The sequence below is a fragment of the Psychromonas ingrahamii 37 genome (assembly GCF_000015285.1).
Classification (GTDB): Bacteria; Pseudomonadota; Gammaproteobacteria; order Enterobacterales; family Psychromonadaceae; genus Psychromonas; species Psychromonas ingrahamii.
Genome location: NC_008709.1, coordinates 3787302 through 3807599 on the forward strand (window position 1 = coordinate 3787302; position 20298 = coordinate 3807599).

13 protein-coding genes and 1 pseudogene are annotated in these 20298 nt (G+C 41.9%); 2 read left to right on the forward strand and 12 right to left on the reverse strand.

Translation table 11 applies throughout. The features are described 5' to 3' along the window. Nucleotides 1–8 precede the first annotated feature (8 nt). Complete coding sequence (locus PING_RS15865) at nt 9–641, reverse strand: 2OG-Fe(II) oxygenase (protein ID WP_011771338.1); 633 nt, start codon at nt 639–641, stop codon at nt 9–11. Between the two features lie 866 nt (nt 642–1507). On the opposite strand from PING_RS15865, the gene PING_RS15870 reads away from it, so the two are divergent. Next, nucleotides 1508–3835, forward strand: a complete 2328-nt coding sequence (locus PING_RS15870; RefSeq protein WP_011771339.1) for a glucose/quinate/shikimate family membrane-bound PQQ-dependent dehydrogenase — start codon at nt 1508–1510, stop codon at nt 3833–3835. Nucleotides 3836–4741: 906 nt separating this feature from the next. On the opposite strand, the gene PING_RS15875 is transcribed toward PING_RS15870, so the two are convergent. Together PING_RS15875 and PING_RS15880 are read right to left on the reverse strand one after the other, a co-directional pair. After that, nucleotides 4742–5854: an alkene reductase gene (locus tag PING_RS15875; RefSeq protein ID WP_011771340.1), complete on the reverse strand. Its 1113-nt coding sequence runs from the start codon at nt 5852–5854 to the stop codon at nt 4742–4744. 67 nt (nt 5855–5921) lie between these two features. Next, the gene (locus tag PING_RS15880; RefSeq protein WP_041766596.1) at nt 5922–6509 is read right to left on the reverse strand and encodes a TetR/AcrR family transcriptional regulator; all 588 of its coding nucleotides are present in this window, start codon (nt 6507–6509) and stop codon (nt 5922–5924) included. Nucleotides 6510–7397: 888 nt separating this feature from the next. On the opposite strand from PING_RS15880, the gene PING_RS15885 reads away from it, so the two are divergent. Then, complete coding sequence (locus tag PING_RS15885; protein ID WP_011771342.1) at nt 7398–9581, forward strand: bifunctional diguanylate cyclase/phosphodiesterase; 2184 nt, start codon at nt 7398–7400, stop codon at nt 9579–9581. Nucleotides 9582–9866: 285 nt separating this feature from the next. On the opposite strand, the gene PING_RS15890 is transcribed toward PING_RS15885, so the two are convergent. From PING_RS15890 to PING_RS21475, 9 genes and pseudogenes are all read right to left on the reverse strand, one after another. Further along, the gene (locus tag PING_RS15890; RefSeq protein ID WP_011771343.1) at nt 9867–11072 is read right to left on the reverse strand and encodes an MFS transporter; all 1206 of its coding nucleotides are present in this window, start codon (nt 11070–11072) and stop codon (nt 9867–9869) included. 628 nt (nt 11073–11700) lie between these two features. After that, nucleotides 11701–12678 carry a transposase gene (locus tag PING_RS15895; protein WP_041766599.1) on the reverse strand — a complete coding sequence of 326 codons (978 nt, stop codon included), beginning with the start codon at nt 12676–12678 and terminating at the stop codon, nt 11701–11703. 93 nt (nt 12679–12771) lie between these two features. Then, nucleotides 12772–12996 (reverse strand): annotated as a pseudogene (locus tag PING_RS15900) (transposase); the annotation flags it as partial. A 93-nt stretch (nt 12997–13089) separates the two neighbouring features. Beyond that, the gene (locus PING_RS15905; protein WP_011771345.1) at nt 13090–13809 is read right to left on the reverse strand and encodes an EAL domain-containing protein; all 720 of its coding nucleotides are present in this window, start codon (nt 13807–13809) and stop codon (nt 13090–13092) included. Then, entirely contained in the window at nt 13806–14279 is a 474-nt protein-coding gene (locus tag PING_RS15910) for a BLUF domain-containing protein (RefSeq protein WP_011771346.1), read from the reverse strand. Before PING_RS15910 ends, PING_RS15905 begins: the two co-directional genes overlap by 4 nt. Before the next feature lie 743 nt (nt 14280–15022). Continuing rightward, the gene (locus PING_RS15920) at nt 15023–15232 is read right to left on the reverse strand and encodes a cold-shock protein (protein ID WP_011771347.1); all 210 of its coding nucleotides are present in this window, start codon (nt 15230–15232) and stop codon (nt 15023–15025) included. Between the two features lie 854 nt (nt 15233–16086). Next, complete coding sequence (locus PING_RS15925) at nt 16087–17352, reverse strand: MFS transporter (protein WP_011771348.1); 1266 nt, start codon at nt 17350–17352, stop codon at nt 16087–16089. A gap of 949 nt (nt 17353–18301) precedes the next feature. Further along, nucleotides 18302–18511 carry a cold-shock protein gene (locus PING_RS15930; RefSeq protein WP_011771349.1) on the reverse strand — a complete coding sequence of 70 codons (210 nt, stop codon included), beginning with the start codon at nt 18509–18511 and terminating at the stop codon, nt 18302–18304. Between the two features lie 675 nt (nt 18512–19186). Then, the gene (locus tag PING_RS21475; RefSeq protein WP_232279374.1) at nt 19187–19498 is read right to left on the reverse strand and encodes a hypothetical protein; all 312 of its coding nucleotides are present in this window, start codon (nt 19496–19498) and stop codon (nt 19187–19189) included. Between the last annotated feature and the right edge of the window lie 800 nt (nt 19499–20298).

A 20298-nucleotide genomic window follows, 5' to 3' on the forward strand; every position in this document is an offset into this window, starting at 1 on the left:
TGCGTAGCCTATAGGGGCGGATCTACTTTAGCGGTAACGGATGTATTAACACGAAACCATCCCGCAATAGAATAACGATCCCGATTAGCAGCAAGCACTTCATGAGGAAATTCCTCACTTAAGAAAGTAACCAATGTACCTAAAAGAGGGACGACTTTAATCCCGTCTTGATCGTGCTCATCTTTATATATCACTAATTCGCCACCATCAGCACTCGTCCAGCCGGTATTAAAATATACAACAATTGATAAAATGCGATTAGCTTCACCTCTAAAGGCATCACAATGTCTTTTGTAATAATCTCCAGGTCCATAGTGGGCAAAATGACTTTCAAATGAAAAAAGACCTAAAAATAAACGTCGGTTTAAGAAACGTTGCAGATTTGAAGACCAATCTAGCCACTTTTTACCTGTTTCAGTGTCCCCCGTAATCCAACAAATTTCATCTGTTCTGACAAATTTATTTTCTAGGTATTCATTCCCCCTACCTATGCCTGCACTTTTAAATTGTTCTGCCTCCATGGTTTGCTGATAAGAAAATAATGCACTAGCCAACTTTTCTGGCAACGCGCTTGGGAGGACGCTATATCCTTTATTTTCAATATCTTGAGCTATAATACCAAAAAGTGTTTCATCACTCATACTACTACCCTCTATTGAGGGGAATTGCTTTAGGCCTACCAAATTAATTACCTATTAATAAAAACATTTGATTATTTCAAAAGACATATAAGCGCATAACACAGCAAATACACGCACCTAGGTTGGTGTTATTTTTGCAGATTTTAATCTTTAGCGAACACAGTGACAACTGTAATAATAGCCTGATAGAGCTGCTTGTGAAGCTTAATGGCTTATACACTTTGAGCGATGCTTATTTTCCTACTAAATTGGCAAAATATGAAGTTAAAAATTTACAATTTCACCGACGATTAATTTTATTTTCGACCTTTAGCTCAATACTAAATTTGAATTAACTAGCATTAAGACAGCACGGCCGACACAAGGCAGAGAAATATTTATATAAATGTAAATATAAAAATAATATAAAGGTAATGCAAAATTAACAAGATAGAAAATATTTCATTAATTTAAAGGTCAAACTCCTTAAGTGAATCTTGTTTTTTATCAAAAAAGGATAATTTAAAGCTATTGATAGCAATAAAATAAAGACAACCACATGAATATAAGTCCCTTATTTTATAGTAGGTAAAAATTTACAAGCAGGAAAAAAGGATTGGCTGTCCTGAATTTTTTCAGTATTTTGAGCTCTTTTTTAATCTCTATTTTGATTACTCATCTTCTTTTTATCATCATATTTCCATCATCTATAACTTATTGTTTATCATTCTGATTAATCATAAAATCTTCATCTAATTCAAACCTATTGATATTAAACACATTTTACTTTACTGTGATAACAAAATGTTACAAATAAACCTTAAAGCTTTGATGAATAATTTACGCCATATCCATTCAGCTCAGCTTCTATTCAAATGGAGTCATCTATGCGTTTTTTTTCCATATTAGGATGGATTGTAGGTCTTACCCTTACCCTTGGTGGAGGATATTTACTCTCTCTTGGTGGCAGTGCTTACTACTTGATAGCGGGAATTGTGCTACTGATTACCAGTGGTTTAGCATTTAAACGCCAACCATCGTCTTTGTATCTTTATAGTATTTTTCTGCTTGGCACTTTTATCTGGGCGCTTAGCGAATCGGGTTATTATTGGTGGGGGTTAGCACCACGCCTTGGTCTCTTTTTAGCCATCGCTCTGCCACTCTTTTTTACACGCTCATGGTCCGTAAGCCGGAAAATACTTGTGGCGGTATGGACAATTATTACGCTTGTGATGCTGGCAAGTTTAATAAATGCACCTTTCGATAAGCAAGGTGAATTACCTATGGCAAGTATTAATGCAAATACCGAGGACAGTGTGCCTAAAGGGGACTGGAATGCGTATGGTCGTTCTAATCTCGGGCAGCGATATTCTCCACTTGAGGATATCACGCCAGATAATATCGCTAATCTCAAACAAGCTTGGGTATACCGAACCGGTGATATGAAGGGGCCTAAAGACGTCGGTGAAACCACCTATGAGGCGACACCATTAAAAGTGGGTAATAGTTTATATCTTTGTACACCACATAATTGGTTGGTGGCGTTAGATGCGGATAGTGGTGAGAAACGTTGGGTTTATGACTCTAAAGTCTTGCCTGAGATGCAACGTCAGCACCAAACCTGTCGGGGAGTTTCTTATCAACCCCCTGCATCAGGGACTATCCCAATGGCGATAAATCAAACTCAGCCATCCGAAAATCTAGCTTCGGTTAGCTGTGACGCGAAGTTATTTTTACCAACATCAGATGCACGCCTGATTGCGTTGGATCCTGTTACTGGCGCTCGTTGCCAAGGATTTGGTGACGATGGCGTTATTGATTTAACCAAAAACATGCCCTTTAAGCAGGCCGGTTACTATTACTCTACATCACCGCCTTTAGTTTCCAATGGTTTTGTGGTTGTCGGCGGTTCGGTTAACGATAACTATGATGTGAATGAGCCTTCGGGTGTTATTCGTGCCTACAATACCAGTACGGGTGAATTGGCATGGAACTGGGATTCGGGAAATCCAGATGAGACTGCCCCGATAGGCCCAAATGAAACCTACGCAGTTAGCTCACCCAATAGTTGGTCGATCGCGAGTGCAGATGACAAACTCGGTCTTATCTATTTACCGATGGGCAACAGTACCCCCGATCAGTTAGGTATGTATCGCTCACCGGCCGAAGAGAAATATGCAACATCGGTTGTTGCGCTGCATATCGAGACGGGTAAAGTTGCTTGGGTGCAACAGTTCATCCACCATGATTTGTGGGATATGGACACACCCGCTCAACCGTCGTTACTAGATCTTCAAACTAAAAGCGGCCTTCAGCCTGCATTGGTCGTTCCGACCAAACAGGGTGACGTGTATGTACTGAATCGTAAGACAGGTGAACCGATTATACCGATCACCGAGCAACCAGCCCCACAAGGAACCATTCCTGAAGATTATGCTTCGCCTACACAACCAAGCTCTGCGTTAAACTTTAAGCCAGAGAAAATGACCGGTGCGCAGATGTGGGGTGCAACACCTATTGATCAACTGATTTGCCGTATTCAGTTTAAAAAATTACGCTATGAAGGCCAGTACACACCACCATCTATACAAGGTACTCTTGTTTACCCGGGTAACTTTGGCGTGTTCAACTGGGGCGGCGTTGCGGTTGATCCTGAACGTCAGGTGATGTTTGCTATGCCACTGGATTTGGCCTTTGTATCGAAATTGATCCCCAATGATAATCAGCAAGATCTTGGTCCGGTCAATACGGGTGAACAGGGTGTGAGCACTAATACTGGTAGCCCGTATTCTGTGTCACTATCGCCTTTCTTATCGCCACTTGGCATACCCTGTCAGCAGCCACCTTGGGGTTCTGTTGCCGGTGTGAATTTAAGAACAGGTGAAAAGGTATGGCAGCACAAAAATGGCACGACTCGAGATATGACTGCACTGCCACTGCCTATCCCATTGGGGATGCCGGGCATTGGCGGGCCGATTATCACCAAAGGCGGTGTTGCATTCATGGCAGCATCACTGGATGACTATTTACGTGGGTACGATCTCAAAACCGGGCAAGTGTTATGGACGGCAAGATTACCTGCCGGTGGACAAGCCACACCCATGACCTACCTAAACAGCAAAGGTGAACAGATGGTGGTTCAGGTCGCGGGTGGACATGGTTCACTTGGCACTACCTTAGGTGACTATGTGGTGGCTTATAAACTAGAAAAATAGAGCTGAATAAAATCTACTGGCAAGTCTGGTGGGTGAATATAGGCAGGATAAAAGGCTTTTATTCTTCCTATACTCAATTCAGATTGATCTTAGCGACACAAAAAATCTCGGCGTACGCTAACGGGAAATACAATGACAAATTTTTAGGGAATAAATTTGAACAGCTTTAGCTGGGTTCGAAGAAACGAATAACAGGGATATTATTCATAAAATAAGGGGTATCAACAAGCGAAATTAATGAAGAGCGTGATTGCGTCATACCTATCTTTCACATAAAGATAAAAAACCTTATTTTATAACAGGTATAAATTTACAATTAGTCAAAAAGGGTTGGCTGTCCTCGTTTACTGACACGTTTTTTCTCCTTTAACTTACTAAGATATGGTTAAAGAATGTAGCCGAGCGTAGGATATTTTTATCAGAGATATAGAAAGTGTAAACACTTAGCTCAAGAGATTGAATAAATGAGGGAAATTAATGAATCGCATTGATATAACCGCTCCTGCGTGCTGCTAACAACCACATCCGTGCTACGCACCTTGGTTAAAACAGAATATGATTACGCGATACATTATCTTATTGTTAGTTCGCCTATAAAACATCCGTGATGATTATCACCCAGTCTTGCCATCTTTGGCGCGCCGTTCAATTGGGGAAAACAGTGTTTCTAAAGAAGCCAGTTTCACCCCTGAACATTATTCTTTATAAATTTGCGCTACTCGGAAGCAATAAATCGAGAAAAATCACCGCGACGCTGTTTAGCAAAATACAATAGTTACATTCAGTAAAGTATCCCACTTAGACAACTTAATATTCGCGGTTATTTTCCTTCATGGCTTATAATAGAAGCCCTACAGAGCCGTTATTTTTATATTGGCGGTCTCTGTAATTCTCCACAGACCCCGGTTAAACAGACAACGTTGGGTAGTCGATGTAACCCTCAGCGTCACCACCGTAGAAAGTGCTGTCGTCCCAGCGGTTAAGCTCTGCATGGGTTCGGAAGCGTTCAGGCAGATCCGGATTGGCGATGAATGGGCGTCCAAAAGTGACCAGGTCACACTGGCCTTTACCTATCCGCGTTCTTGCTTCGTCCGCGGTGTAGGCGCCATTGGCGATGTATACACCTTTAAAAGCCGCCTGAATAGCATCAATCACAGTCTGCGGTCGACCATTGGCATGGTTGCCCTGAAACGAGTCTTCCACCACCTCGATATAAGCAATACCGATATCGTTCAGATGTTTAGCCAGCGTGCCAAAAGTTTCAATTGGGTTCTGATCATGCACTGCGTTAAAACTCCCGGTTGGGCTAACGCGAATACCAACGTTTTCTTTGCCCCAGACCTCGACAACGGCCTCAGTTACCATCAAGGTTAGACGGATACGATTTTCGACGGAGCCACCATACTGATCGGTACGCTGGTTGCTGTCACTCTTAAGAAACTGATCCAGCAGGTAGCCGTTGGCAGCATGGATTTCAACACCATCAAAGCCTGCGGCTTTAGCATTCTCCGCACCAACCCTGAACTGCTCAACGATAGAGGGGATCTCATCTGTTTCCAGAGCACGTGGCTCAAGAATATCCACCATACCGGAAGTTGCACTGACAAAGGTTTTAGCACCTTTGGGTGCAATCGCAGAGGGAGCAACTGGCTTTTGGCCATCGGGTTGCAGGTCCGGATGAGAAATCCGGCCAACATGCCAAAGCTGCATGTGAATAAGACCGCCCGCTTTATGAACTGCGTCGGTGACCCGCTTCCAGCCGGCAATCTGCTCTTGCGAGTGAATGCCCGGGGTAAAAGCGTAGCCCTTGCCCTGTGGCGATACCTGGGTCGCTTCGCTGATGATAAGGCCTGCACTGGCACGCTGCTCATAGTACTGGACGTTCATCGCATTGGGTATATCACCCGGCTGGCTGGAGCGCGAGCGGGTTAGCGGAGACATCAGCACGCGGTTTCGCAGCGACAGGTTGCCCAGCTTAAATGTATCGAACAATACGTCTTTCTGATTTTCGTTACTCATAGTGTTATTTCCTTTTAAATGAATTGGAATTAATTAGGCCAGTTTACTAACAATGGTTTTCAAAAAATTAGCTGGGCCGCAGGCAGTGTTCAAAAAACACCCGAATAAATCGCTCCATTGGTTCGAAGGACTTGAGTACTTTAGACCTCAAAATAGCGCCTTCCCAACCCGACAACAAAAAGCTGGCTGCATCGTGGGGGTCAAGGTCTGGGTTGATATCCCCATCGGTCTGGCCTTCAGCCAGGCATAGGGCAAACTTCATCTCCCAAGCTGTAAATACCGTGTTCAGGCGGGTTCGGAACATTTCATTCTGCCCCGCCAGTTCCTGACCTAGATTACCAATCAGGCAGCCCTCTTTGTATTCACAGTTGGTCATGGTTTCCAGACTGGTAGAAAAATAGACCTGCAACCGTTCGATACAGGAGCGCGTTTTGTCCGTAAGGATCCGATCCAGCTTGGCATCGTATTCTTCAGCGAAGGTATCAATCACCGCCAGGCCGAAATCATTCTTACTGCTAAAATAATAGTAGAAGGATCCCTTTGGTACACCACACTTAGTAAGCACCGCGTTCAGCCCAGTTGCACCAAAGCCCTTTTGAGCAATCAGGCTGGCACCAACCTGAATAATGTTTTTGCGAGTATCGTTTGATTTCATGATACCCATATTAGACCGGTCGTCTATCCCATGTCAAACTGATGGCGAAATGAATATCTAAACGTAATATAAAGCCGTATTTAATCTTCCCTCAAACTAAGGCAATTTACTTCTTTTAAATACAAAGAGTTATCTTAAATAGGAAAAGGAATAAGTTACGGAAATCCATTAATTATAATGACTATAATTTAATATAAAGATGCCTAAATATCAGCTCTGAGAAGCTGAATTTAAGTGATTTATTAAAGTAACCAGGAAAAACTGTGTTGCACAAGATTGCGTCATAACGCGCTCCGAATCATTTAAAACAGTCTCTGAATAAAACAGAGAAGCCAATTAATATTTAGTCAATTAGCTGGGTCCAGTTATTACAGAAAAATAATTATTGTCTACAATGCCCCTTATTTCGGGCAGACACATATCAGAAATCACCTGTTCGATAGGGTGTTATTACATCAGTGTTAACGCATCTCGCCCATTGCCTTCAGAAATACGTCATAGACGGGCCTAACTAATCAACGTTTGAACGCACTTAATACACTGAGCTCATCATCAACACACAGAATTTTAAACGGCACAAAGGAAATTGCGAACCAGTTCCTGTGTTTATTTCTGCGTAGTTGGTCATTTTCATAAGAAAGGACGCCACCAATGTAATATTATGTAATACAATATAAACATTAATAATTATAGTAGTTTATCTAAAATCAAGGTATAAAAAGAGAAAGAGACATTTCTATCTGAAATACTTGTTCATAGGTCAGTGGCATGTGGGTCCTCATCGTCGCATCTCTTTCCACAGAAAACCCGATTGGCTTACAAGCCCTTGGCCGCTTTCACTGCTTAATGAAGCTATCTTGTATTCAGTGTTTTTTGGAGTGAAGTAATATGATAAATATTCAACATTTAATAACCGGTATTACGGGCAGAATCACATCGCGTTTTTTGCTTTTCGCGGCACTGTCGATCCTAATTATTGCCGCTATTGGCTATATCAAGATCTACCAAGTTACCGCGAACAACTCAGAAATCCGAATTGGACGCGCCGCGCATGCCGCAGCAGTCATCTTGTCCGAACGCTTTGCGGAGGAATTTACTGCGGTATTCGATGACCAGGGTAATGTGAAGGCAATCCAGCTCAAAGGCGATACCGCTGCAACATCCCTGTCTTTTCGCGACGAGTATGATGTCATTCTAAAGGACATAGGGTCGACTAATCACGGTGCGGCTAACCTTTTTAAGTTCAACTCTCAAACCAAGGCGTTTGATCGTTTTGTCACGACCTTCCGGAAACCTGATGGCTCCATGCCACCACCGATGTCTATCAGTGTCGGTCACCCCGCCTATAAAAATATTATCAATGGTCGGATCCATCGCGGGCAAGTGCCCGTTATGGGGCGTTTAAGATTAGCAGAGCTGATGCCGATCATAGCCTTGGACAAATCGGTGAAAGGCGTGCTTGCCGTTGACGTGGGCTGGGTTGATGACTTGATCGCCGCGCGGGATGAGTTGCGCAACCAAAGCATACTGGTTGCCGGCATAATCCTTATTTTGGAAGCCCTTCTCGGCGCCGCCTATATCAGTCACGCACTCAGGCCAATTCGGGTTTTGGCAAAATATGCTGAGGATATGGCCTCTGAAAAAGTCTTGGGAAGCGTACCCTTCCTCGGCCAAAGCGACGAGGTCGGCGCACTGTCCGAAGGCCTTAATCGTGTGGCTGGCCTGCAGAGTAAACTCGCTCATCTGGCCTATACAGACGAGCTCACAGGTCTTGGTAATCGCAGCCGTTACCTTGCTGATCTTCAGGTGGCTTTGAGGGAGAGCCAATCGGGCAACGGATCTTGGGTATTGTTACACCTCAGCATCGACAAATTTAGCCACCTCAATGATGCCTATGGGCAGGAAATGGGCGATAAGATTCTCAAAAGGCTTGGGTCTAGAATTCAGCAGGTTGCAGGAAATCAGGCAAAGGTAGCGCGTCCCAGCGCAGCTGATTTTTCTATCATTATCGATAATCGTCTGGCAACTGACAAAATTACAGTGCTCGCCCAAAACCTTATTGAGACCATGCGCAAAGGGTTCCAGACTCAGGTTGGCAAAATTTTCATAACCGGTTCAATAGGTGTAATCGATGTGCTCAAAGATTTTGATGAGCCTGACGAGGCACATCTCAATGGGAATTTAGCGCTTCGCAAAGCCCAGAGAGCAGGAGGCGATCAATATGCGATTTTCTCCTCAGAATTAAACGACGAGCACCAAGAACGGGTGACGTTGATAAAAATACTTGAGATGGCGATCGAAAAAAGGGAGATCGAGATCCATTTCCAGCCACAGATCATTCTGTCATCTAATAAATTAGCTGGGTTAGAAGCCCTCGCCCGCTGGAACCACCCAAGCTTGGGTCAGATTCCACCCGCTAAATTTATTCCTATCGCCGAAGACAGCGGGCAGATTGTCAAGCTTGGCACCCTGATCATTGATATGGCATGCCAACAAGCGGCGCAATGGCGTAAGGCAAACTTCGACTTTAAACATATTGCAGTCAATGTCTCACCCATCCAGTTATGGCAGGACAATTTTATCGACGTTTTGAGTGCTGCATTAGAAAAATACAAACTGCCGGCTAATTGTATCTGCATCGAAATTACAGAAAGTGTGTTTATCGACAATACCAAACACAACACGCTACGGGTTCTAGAGCTTATTCGATCACTTGGTGTGATGCTATCACTCGATGATTTCGGCTCGGGCTATTCATCGCTAAGCTATCTCAACAACATGCCCTTCAATCAGCTGAAAATTGACAGTAGCTTCGTCACCAATATTGATATAGATAGCCGCAAGCAGAAGGTCATGCGGGGTATTCTTTCACTCACGACTGAGCTCGACTTTAAAGTTATTATTGAAGGAACAGAAACTATTGAGGAAATCATGATGGTTCAAGAAATGGGATGTGATGTAGTTCAGGGCTACTATTATGCCAAGCCTGCACCTGCTGCTCTCATTCCTGGCATCGTGAACCAGGTTTTCAGGTCAGTGTTAGCAATTGACGCTAAGCTGTCGAAAGACTGATCTGTTGCTTAACCCGTTTTCGAATATCGTCTCTCAACGACTGATCCCGTTTGAATGCTAATGCATCGTTGGACTTTGATCCATCTGGATGATGATTGTCGCTAGCTATGCCACCCATTTTTCCAACCACTTTCAATTTTTCCTCGCTGCTCTTTCCGAATTTTAAAATATTAAATCGGTATAATCATATAGATATAACTTAAGATAGCGCCATTCAGACGCGACCCCATATACGTAATAGGTTCATTAAGCGCAATCTCATCGAGTAGGTTATCGACAATTTAATTAGGCTCTGCACTGCTTCAATTGGGCATTTTTGTTATTCATTTGCAGATAACTTAGCAGCCACATTATTAAGCCGCCAGTAAATAGCACCGCCGCAACATAACCCGTCTCGTTGGGTAATGCTCCTTGTGCGATAACCATGCCGCCCAGCAAAGGCCCGATGGCATTGGCAATGTTAAATGAGCACTGCACCAAAGCACCTATCATTGCGTGGCCGTTTGGTGATACATCCATTAGCAAGGTTTGAATTAAGGTGGCTAAGCCCAAACTGCAGCCAATAAAGAAAATCACCGCATACAATAGCAAAATATTATGGCTGGCACTGACGTAGGCGAGGGAAAATATAATCATACAAATTAAGGCTATGCCGGTGGTTTTTAAAGCCGCACGATCGGCCGCTTTGCCTAATACGTAGTTACCTAATGTACAACCAATACCAAACATTACCATCGCGATTGAAATCGTGTATGCGGGGGTTTCGGTAACCACTAAAATAGTGTCGGCAATGTAAGTGTAAATACAAAATACGCCGCCAAAGCCAATAATCACAATACCTAGAATTGACCAGACCAATTTATTTTTCAACACGCCAAATTCATTAATTAAATTTGACGGCTGGCTATTTTCTATTTTAGGGATCACTAAATACACACACACCAGTGCCACTAAGGCGAGAGCAGATGCACCTGCTAAACAATAGCGCCAGCTTAAATATTGGCCGACTAATGTCACTATAGGCACCCCGACAATAGTCGCAATGGTTAAGCCCATAAACACTTTGGACATATAGCTGGCGCGTTTATTTTGTGGGGCAATATCTGCGGCTAATAATATGGCGGCACCAAAGTAAGCGCCATGGGGCAGGCCACTTAAAAAACGAAAAACCATTAGCTGCTCAAGTGAGGTTGCCATGGCACTTAAGCCATTGGCAATAAACATTAATGTCAGAAAAATAGCCAAGACATCGCGTTTTTTCATGTTGGCCGTCGTCAGCATTAAAATGGGTGCCCCAACAACAACCCCTATCGCGTAAGCACTAATAGCATAACCGCTTTGTGACGGTGTTGAGGCAAATGTTTCACTGATTAAGGGCAGCATTGGCATCATCGAGAACTCCGATAATCCCAAAATAAATGTGCCTAACGCTAAAACCAGTAAAATGGCGGTGGTATTCAATTGGCTAGGTAAGGTTGTAATTGGTGTCATAAAAATCCTGTAAGTGATAAAAGAAAAATAGTGGTAGGTACTATTTAACTGCGAAGCCTATAGCGATAGAGACAAGCAACATTAAGGCTTGAAAGTCCTCGATAAACTATCATCTGTCAAAGAAGTGTGTGCGAATTGATTCAAACATCATCGCAATAATAGTAACGTCGCTATTAATTATGTTGGATTATCGACTGTAAGATCAAAAATTACGAGGGTTTATTCTTCTAAAGCACAGCAACGTAATTGTTATCGTCCACCCTTTTTATATAAGGCGTTCGACTTCAGGATTTCTCTTTCAGGGATAGAGCTGATTTTTTAACTAACGCAATATGTCAGCGAGCTATAACTATGCTGCTATAACTATGCCTATAACTATGCCACCCATTTTTCTAACCAATAATATTGCTATAACTATGCCACCCATTTTTCTAACCAATAAAATAGCTTCTTTCAACATTCATTGCGGTAGTCTTTGATGACGATTGATACACACCAATTGAACTTTTTTCAAGAAATGGGGCTTTAGATTGTCAAATATGAGGAATATGGTCCTTTTAAACCAACAGCAGAATCTTGATTTTAATCAAGTGAGCGAATGACTGACAGGTAGTTAAAAAATTAAGCTTTAAGCACGCAACCAACGTTGACAGTTTGCTGCACCGTGGCGTCGCTTGCGGTCTAAATGTTCACAGTATTCGGTTAATGCGGGTAAGGCACCTACCGCCCCTTTAAATAAATGACCAAATTCAGTGCTAATTTTAAGCCAGTTCTCTGTCGGAATATTAAGTCGGTTTAGAATGTGTTGGCTGCTTGAGCTGATGGCACCACGCTTATCTTCTCGTATGATTCGACCGGTATCTTCAACAAGCACAATGTAATCCTTCACACTGAACATAAGCCCGTCAGGCATATTAAGGCGTTCATCACCTACAAACAGCAGTAATTCTGCTGGTTGCTCACCTTTTATGGCGGAGTGAATTCGGCGTTGGATGCTGGTGTGATCTGAGGTTTCAGGTGTCGTCGCTATTTTGGCGCGAATAGGATTCAAATCAACATACGCCATACAAGCTAATACGGCTGTTTCATCGAGTAATGCCTGAGATTTAAAGCGTCCTTCCCAGAATCTGCCAGTACAGCTATCTTCTTTGTTGGCCTGTCTTGCAATCGGCTCACTGAGTGAGCGCATAAACCAGCTAATATCGATTAAACGTCGACGATATTCGGTAATGCAGTCATTAACGGTTTCAAGCTCAAATGTATTAAGGTCTTCACCTTTAATAAATTTCTGCGTCAGTAACGTGCCTTTAAAGCCTTTATGCCATTGAACAAGCACTGCTTTATCAGACCAGTTTACGGCTTTATCAGCATTCACTTTAAGGACAACATGCAGGTGATTACTCATGACAGCATAAGCACAGATATCAATCGCAAAGATGGTGGCAAGCTCAACAATACGAGAGTCAACCCACTCTCGACGATGTTCATAGTTTTCACCTGTTGCACTATCAATACCACACAAGAATGCTTTACGCACAACACGTGAACAGCAGTGATAGTAAGGCGTGTCATCTAAGCTCACTATGGTTTTTCTTGGTTTGGCCATCATTTATTACCTGCAGTAAATAAAGGTAACTAAAGATTAGACCAATGCGCAAATATTCGCCAATAATTATGGGTGGCTATATTATTCTTTCTTCAACCCCTCAGGCATGTTCAAACGTTCATTACCTACGAATGGCAGTAATTCTGCTGGTTGCTCACCTTTTATGGCGGAGTGAATTCGGCGTTGAATGCTGGTGTAGTCTGAGGCTTCAGGGGTTGTCGCCATCTTGGCGCGAATGGGGTTTAAATCAACATACGCCATGCAAGCGAGTATTGCTACTTCATCAAGTAATACCTGGGATTTAAAGTGCCCTTCCCAATCATTTATAAGGAATAAATGAGAACAGCTTTAGCTGGCCCTAAGGGTGAGCGCCAAGGATTATGGCTGACTATGTTATTCATTATAGCTTGATCATCTTTTCAGATATTGGATTGAAACAGGCGGAAAACTCTCAAACCCTGGCTTTGCAAAAAGATATCCCTGATATAAGGACACTCCTAATTTATTTAAAAAGTCGAATTCCTCTTCGGTCTCAACTCCTTCAGCGAGCACATCTATCCCAAGATCCAGACAAACATCAAATATAGCCCTGACGATTGCTTGCCGTGGACCATTTTTATCAATATTCCTTAGCAAATACATATCCAGCTTTATCAAGTCAGGCTGCACATCTACGAGCAAGTTTAAACCGGCATATCCGGAACCAAAATCATCAAGTGCAATTGTAACCCCAGTTCTACGCAATTTATTTAGTACATTCGACAACTCGCTGGCGGTATTAATTGCTTCGCATTCTGTCATCTCTATGACGAGTTGTTTGGCATCTATACCGTGATATTGAGAAACAGCAATGGTCTCCTCCACATATTTTCCGCCTTCAAACAAAATAGAACCAGGTGTAAAGTTTAAATTTAAGCTGCACTCAAGCCCAAGATTAGAAGCTTGCTTTATAGCGCGCTCTCGATTAGCTTGATCGAATTCCATTAAGCTTTCAGTGGGCACTTGGTCAAATATGAAACCGGGAGGTTCATTATGTTTTCCTCTCAACAACACTTCATAAGAAACCACTTTGCCAGCGTCAATATTAATGATTGGTTGAAATGCGTGAGTATATTCAATACCTTTGATCATTCCAATCTCCATCGCCCTTGCGCAAAAGCATCAAGAATTTTCTTTGCTCTGCCTACGTTAATATTGACCAGACACGTGTTTCCAGTAAAAAAATCGTTCATTCCTTCAATTTCCACCAACTCTTGTCTCGATATAGATGCCTCGCCCATAGTCCAATCATCAAATTGGCGCTCTGGTATCGCTTCAGATATTATCTTTACAACGTTGTTATGTCGACCGTCTCCGCTTATCACCGAAAATAACTGGTTTACAGTTTTTTCTTCGCCTTCTAGAACCTGTAAAAAACCACCGCTATCAGAAAGTAGCATTCCGGTGACATCAAGAAATTTGTTCGTATTTCTAGCTTTTTCCAGCAAAACCACTATTTCGTCTTTAGAAAAGTCGATAGAAGCTTTGCTTGCGTATATCAAGTGTATGAGTTCAGTCATTATTGCCTTCTGATTTTTTATTCGCTCTAACAGTGTATTCATCTGCATTTTCACGATACACATTTAAAATTTTATTTTTTGATAATAATTATATAATAACAGACTTATAAAACAGTTAGATAGATCCAAATCATGATTATAAATTGACATTTTATGTTGAGGAAATGACGGGTTTTCATTTATAAAGACCTCTAAAAATGAAAATAATGAAAATAAACTGTTTATTTTCAATTTGTTAAATAATTTGCAGTGTAAAATTTGTGCATCAGAGTTCATATAATATGCATAAAAACAGTTAGATAGTAAGGAGCGTAAATATTTTAAATTCTCCTTTTATTGAATCAAGATGGTCCGAATTGAGAACACGGCACTTATAGCATCTGCACTGAAAAAACCTATTTATATTGGATTAGAAGATTTGCAGGTTTTAATGATCTCAAACATTCTTAAGAGATGGGGAATCATGATGTAGAATGTTTTTTAAATTATTTTCCGATAAATAAGCCGGTGAGTTCAAGTACCCTAAATTTAGCCTTATGTGCAGATATTATGGTTGGGCATTTTCTTAAGCAGGAGATTAAAGTTTAATCTCCTGCTTAAGAAAATAGTGGACATCCATTAATTACACTGTAACTAATTCAGGAAGAAGGTGATATGGGCTGTTAAAATATTAGCTGGATTTCATTCTTATTTTTCAATTGACAAAAAAAATGGCAAACCCGCAAAGGTTTACCATTTTCTAACTATTAAATTAGCTCTGTATGGGAGCTAAAATATCATAGAAATTAAAGCCCGACGATACTGTCTGCTTGCGGGCCTTTTTGACCTTGGCTTACAGAGAATTCTACTTTTTGGCCTTCAGCTAACGTTTTGAAACCTTCGCTTGCAATAGCACTAAAGTGAACGAATACATCTGGACCAGATGCTTGTTCGATAAAACCAAAACCTTTCGCTTCGTTGAACCATTTAACGGTTCCTTGTTCTTTATTAGACATAATAATATCCTGTAATTTTAATGTGAGGTTACCTTCAAAAGGCTTGAATAGCGTAAAAATAGACTGGAACTTAAAAACTACAGAGCGAGGTATTATCAATAAAACAACGTAACGGAGAATGTAAAAAAAAGGCTTTCTTTCTTGCTGAAGATCATTTTACAGAATCTAAAATAAAAAGCAATGATTGCTTGATAAATGAGCTAATCTAGCTTAAAAAAAATATAACACAAACAATTGAATGATGGCTAGAAAACAACCAAGCCAAAAAACAACCATAAAAAACAACCAAACCACCCATTTGTCTAACCTTTTAATTGGTTAACTCACTGTTTGTCTAATTCATTAACATGCAAAACCAGATGCTAGTGATTAGCCTTAATGGCATGAACTCAGGTATCAATATTGAAAATAGAAGTTAAAAAATAGAGGTTAAGAACTGGAGGCGCCCGACCAAACATTGTCTGCGATACTCAAAGCTTTGCACGCTGAACTTATCCTTGCCACATAAAAAAGCACGACGTACACAACGGGAAATACAATAATAAATTTTTAGGGAATAAATTTGAACAGCTTCAGCCGACTTTGAAGAAGTGAATAACAGGGATGTTATTCATAAAGTAAGGCGTATCAACCAGGAAACCGGTGTTGCACAAGATTGCGCCATAATGCGCTTCTAATCATTCAAAACAGCGCCTGAATAAAATAGAGAAGCGGATTAATATTTACTTAATTAGTTAGGTACTAAGATGGACGCTCCCGGTATCGGCCTCGCAATGTCCAGTTATTATGACAGATCATATTTTGTCGCTAAGGTCGATCTTTGTTGCCGGCTAATGATGTTTTAAGACATTGCGTCAGGACTGCTCTTCGGAATCTCGTTCAGCCTGCGCACGGTCAGCGGCCCACGCACCAGCGACCTCCACCGTTACCGGAGACGCAGTCGGAAGCACACCCAGATAACTCTCAGTTTCAGTCTGAGGCACAGCCGCGCGCTGTGTCATTCGGTAAAGCGCATAGAGCGCGATAACACCGAAGGTCACACCAAGCACTAGCCAGAACGCGAACGGGCCTAATCCATGCATCGCCCAACCGGTGATTAGGGGGCCCGCGATAGCGCCCAGTCCAAAGGTGAAAACAAGACCGCCAGACGCGGCTGGCATATCCTCGGCCGAAAGATAATCATTAGTGTATGCCAGAAACAGTGCGTAAAGCGGTGTTGTAACCCCACCGGCAAAGAAGGCAGCCGCCATTAAAGGCCAGAGGCCAGCACTAGTAAACCATGCGAATGCACAGGATATCGCTCCGAGAGAGGCCGCCCCAAAAATTAGCTTGCGCCTGTCCATCCGGTCCGAAAGCCATCCAATAGGATATTGCAGCAATAGTGCTCCAGCAAAGAGCATCGCAATGAACAGCGAAATCTGCTCCGCCGAGAGACCGATTTTGGTACCAAAAACCGCACCCATACCTGATTGAGTTGCATAAACACTGCCCAGCAAGAAGATGCCCACGGTACCTAGTGGAGAGTTCGTAAAGAGCTGACGCAAGGGCATCGGGCGAGTAATCTCAGCCTTTGGAACCGAGGTTGCAGATAGCAGGATTGGCCCAAAAGAAATTGACACCAACATCGATGCACCAATAAATAGCACAGCGGTGCCTGCATCGCCCAACGTCAATAACCCCTGAGCGCCAATGATACCCAAAGTCTGAGCGAGCATGTAGGCTGACAGTACTGAGCCACGTGTCTCATTCGTCGCAGAGTTGTTAAGCCAACTCTCGGCAGTGACATAAATGCCTGACATACAAAAGCCGACAATCACCCGCAGCACCGTCCAAACCCAGGGTTCGGTAACTAGTGGGAAAGCGATTAAACCTGCCGACATAAAACTACCAAGTGCCGCGAAGACTCGCACATGGCCAACACGCCGTATCATCAACGGACTGATACGTGCCCCAGAGAGAAAACCAAGGAAATATCCCGAGGTCACAATCGCCAGTTCTGCCGACGAAAAACCTTCTATCCCTCCGCGCAGGCCGATAAGTGTAAAATGCATACCGTTGCCCAGCATGATAAAGACGATGCCGAGTAGAAGGGGCCAGATCTGAGCAAGTATTCGTATCATGAAATTCCTTTCCGATGGCTTTGGTCTCGCATTACCTTTCTATAAATCATTTTTTAGGCCTTATTGCTTTTGAAAATAATTCCACAGACTGAATATCGCTTTAACTGAAAATAGTAATATTACCAATTTCACAAAATTTAAATAACCCCATAGACAAAAAAGTTCATCTAATAAAATTTAATTTATTCACTTGTTCTACTAATTAAAATTTCGAGAATAACAATTGCTAAACAATTACGGACATCCATTAATTACACTGACCATCATTTAATATAAAGACTCACAAATATCAGCCCTAATCAGCAGAATTTAAGTGTTTATTAAGGTAGCATCATTGAAAAGAACGCTAAATAGTTAGATGGGCTGAATTTAACGCGTTTTTAAATCAGAGGTTTAATGTAAAGATAGATGCAAGACATTCTTCTTGAAAATCCAATATTTACCAGTATATTCAGCGTAAGAGGCTAATTCTTCTAACGCCCCCACCCCACTCTGATGATTTTTTCCAAAACGACTCGCGAAAATATGAATATAAATGTAGCAGTTGTATTTGACCTGTTGGGTGAGCTCACTGGGTATATGAACTTAAAGTATTCTTTGATAATACACGAGCTATCAACGCTATGAGATTCGCTTGTAAGGAATCAGTAAAAATTCCCTAGCAAAGCAATAAAAATCCTATAAACACCTAAAGATCCGTTAGGTGTTACTTCTTCATTTACCATAACGCCCAAGATATAAATTACTCAAAGGCTACCCAAACGGTGTCCTTTTTTTATCTATTAGTTACACTGTAACTAATTCGGGAAGAAGGTGATATGGGCTGTTAAAATATTAGCTGGATTTCATTCTCATTTTAAAATGAACAAAAAAAATGGCAAACCCGCAAAGGTTTACCATTTTTTTGATATTAAATTAGCTCTGTATGGGAGCTAAAATATCATAGAAATTAAAGCCCTACGACACTGTCTGCTTGTGGGCCTTTTTGACCTTGGCTTACAGTGAATTCTACTTTTTGGCCTTCAGCTAAGGTTTTAAAACCTTCGCTTGCAATAGCACTAAAGTGAACGAATACATCTGGACCAGATGCTTGTTCGATAAAACCAAAACCTTTTGCTTCGTTGAACCATTTAACGGTTCCTTGTTCTTTATTAGACATAATAATATCCTGTAATTTGAATGTGAGGTTGCCTTCAAAAGGCTTGAATAGCGTAAAAACAGACTGGAACTTAAAAACTACAGAGCGAGGTATTATCAATAAAACAACGTAACGGAGAATGTAAAAAAAAGGCTTTCTTTCTTGCTGAGTTTTATTTTAAAGAATCTACAATAAAAGTCAATGGTTGCTTGATAAATAAACTAATTTAGCTTAAAAAACATATAATGATAATGCCTCCCATTTTTCTAAAAATAATTATGGGTGGCTATGCAGTATCCTTATAAACAAACCTATTTGGCTAGGAATAAAGACCCAAAAAATCATGTAACCGTAAAATTTAAACAAATACAAAGTATGCCCACAAAGCCATACTCCATAGCCCCAAAATCAACAGTTTGATGAAACTAGCGCGAAGACAATTGTAAGAAAATGACTTAACTGTTAATAATCGATTCCCCTTTTTTCTAACCCTAATTACCTGCGCCTATTCCACCAGGTAACTAATGACAAAAACAGCCATCTATGGCTTGCTGCCAGTATCGACAACTTTTAGCGATTACAATCTGAACTGTACAAACAAGGATACTCTACTGATATTTGCTCTATATCGAAGTATTTACAGGGTGCCACCCTATTTATGCTCGCTTGCTCCCAAAAGCAAGCGCCAGCGCGTCTTTAGTCGGTAGAAAGACTCTGTAAGGCGTCGGTGATCTCACTCATCCGCGCCATCGTCACCATACCGTGAACCTGCGATACCAGGTTACCGTTCTTATCCAGAACAACAATGACTGCTTCCTCGCTATCGGACACCACACCTAGCGCTTCTTCTATGATCTGGGAGTTCAGAATCCAGGTTTGATCGTGGTACCGCGTCGATACCTTCTCCTTGGCTAGACCAATGGCGTCTTCTTCCGACATAAAGAACGGTAAATCGACGGCTAGCACGTCGCGAACCAGATATTTACTTTGATCTATCTTTGATCGCAATGCGTTAACCCACTTCCGAGTGGATTCTGCTGCATTACGAGATGGTGTAAGTATGAGCAGTGTCGGTTGGCCTAACAGCTTGTCACTGTGAACTTTTTCACCGCTAAGCGTCGTCGCTGTAAACGACGGCCATGGTCCATCACCTGCGATGGCGGATGGCCCACATAGCGTTAGCATCGCGAGGAGGGTTAGTGTAGTAACACGTCGGGATTTCGAGCACCAAAGTGCTATCAGTATAATTTTTCTGGATATCATCGGATTAATGTAACCGTAAAATTTAAACGAAGACAAAGTATGCCCACGAAGCCATACTCAATCAACTCCAAAATCAACAGTTTGATGAAACTCGAACGAAGACAATTATAAGCGAATGATTTAACTGTTAATAGTCGATTCCCCCATTTTGCTAACCTCAATTACCTCCACCTATTCCGCTCGGTAATTAATAACAGAAACAGCCATCTGCGGCTTGCTGCCAGTATCGTCAACTTTTAGCGATTACAATCTGAACTGTACAACCGAGGACACTCTACTGAGATTTGATCTATATAGGGGTATTTACAGGGTGCCACCCTATTTTTCCGTTACTCCAACAACGCTCGCAAACGGGAAAAGCAAGAATAATGAAAGCTTAAGTCTTCACTACCAGAGCTGCTGCCAATAAACTGAAATGTTGTAATATGTTAGATAGCAAGTCCACAATTTATCATATTGGGAATTTGCTATCGTATAGGTAATGCATCCTATTCAATTCACTACTGATAGAGCAAAAATTAGATCTTAGCTCTAAACATATCCCC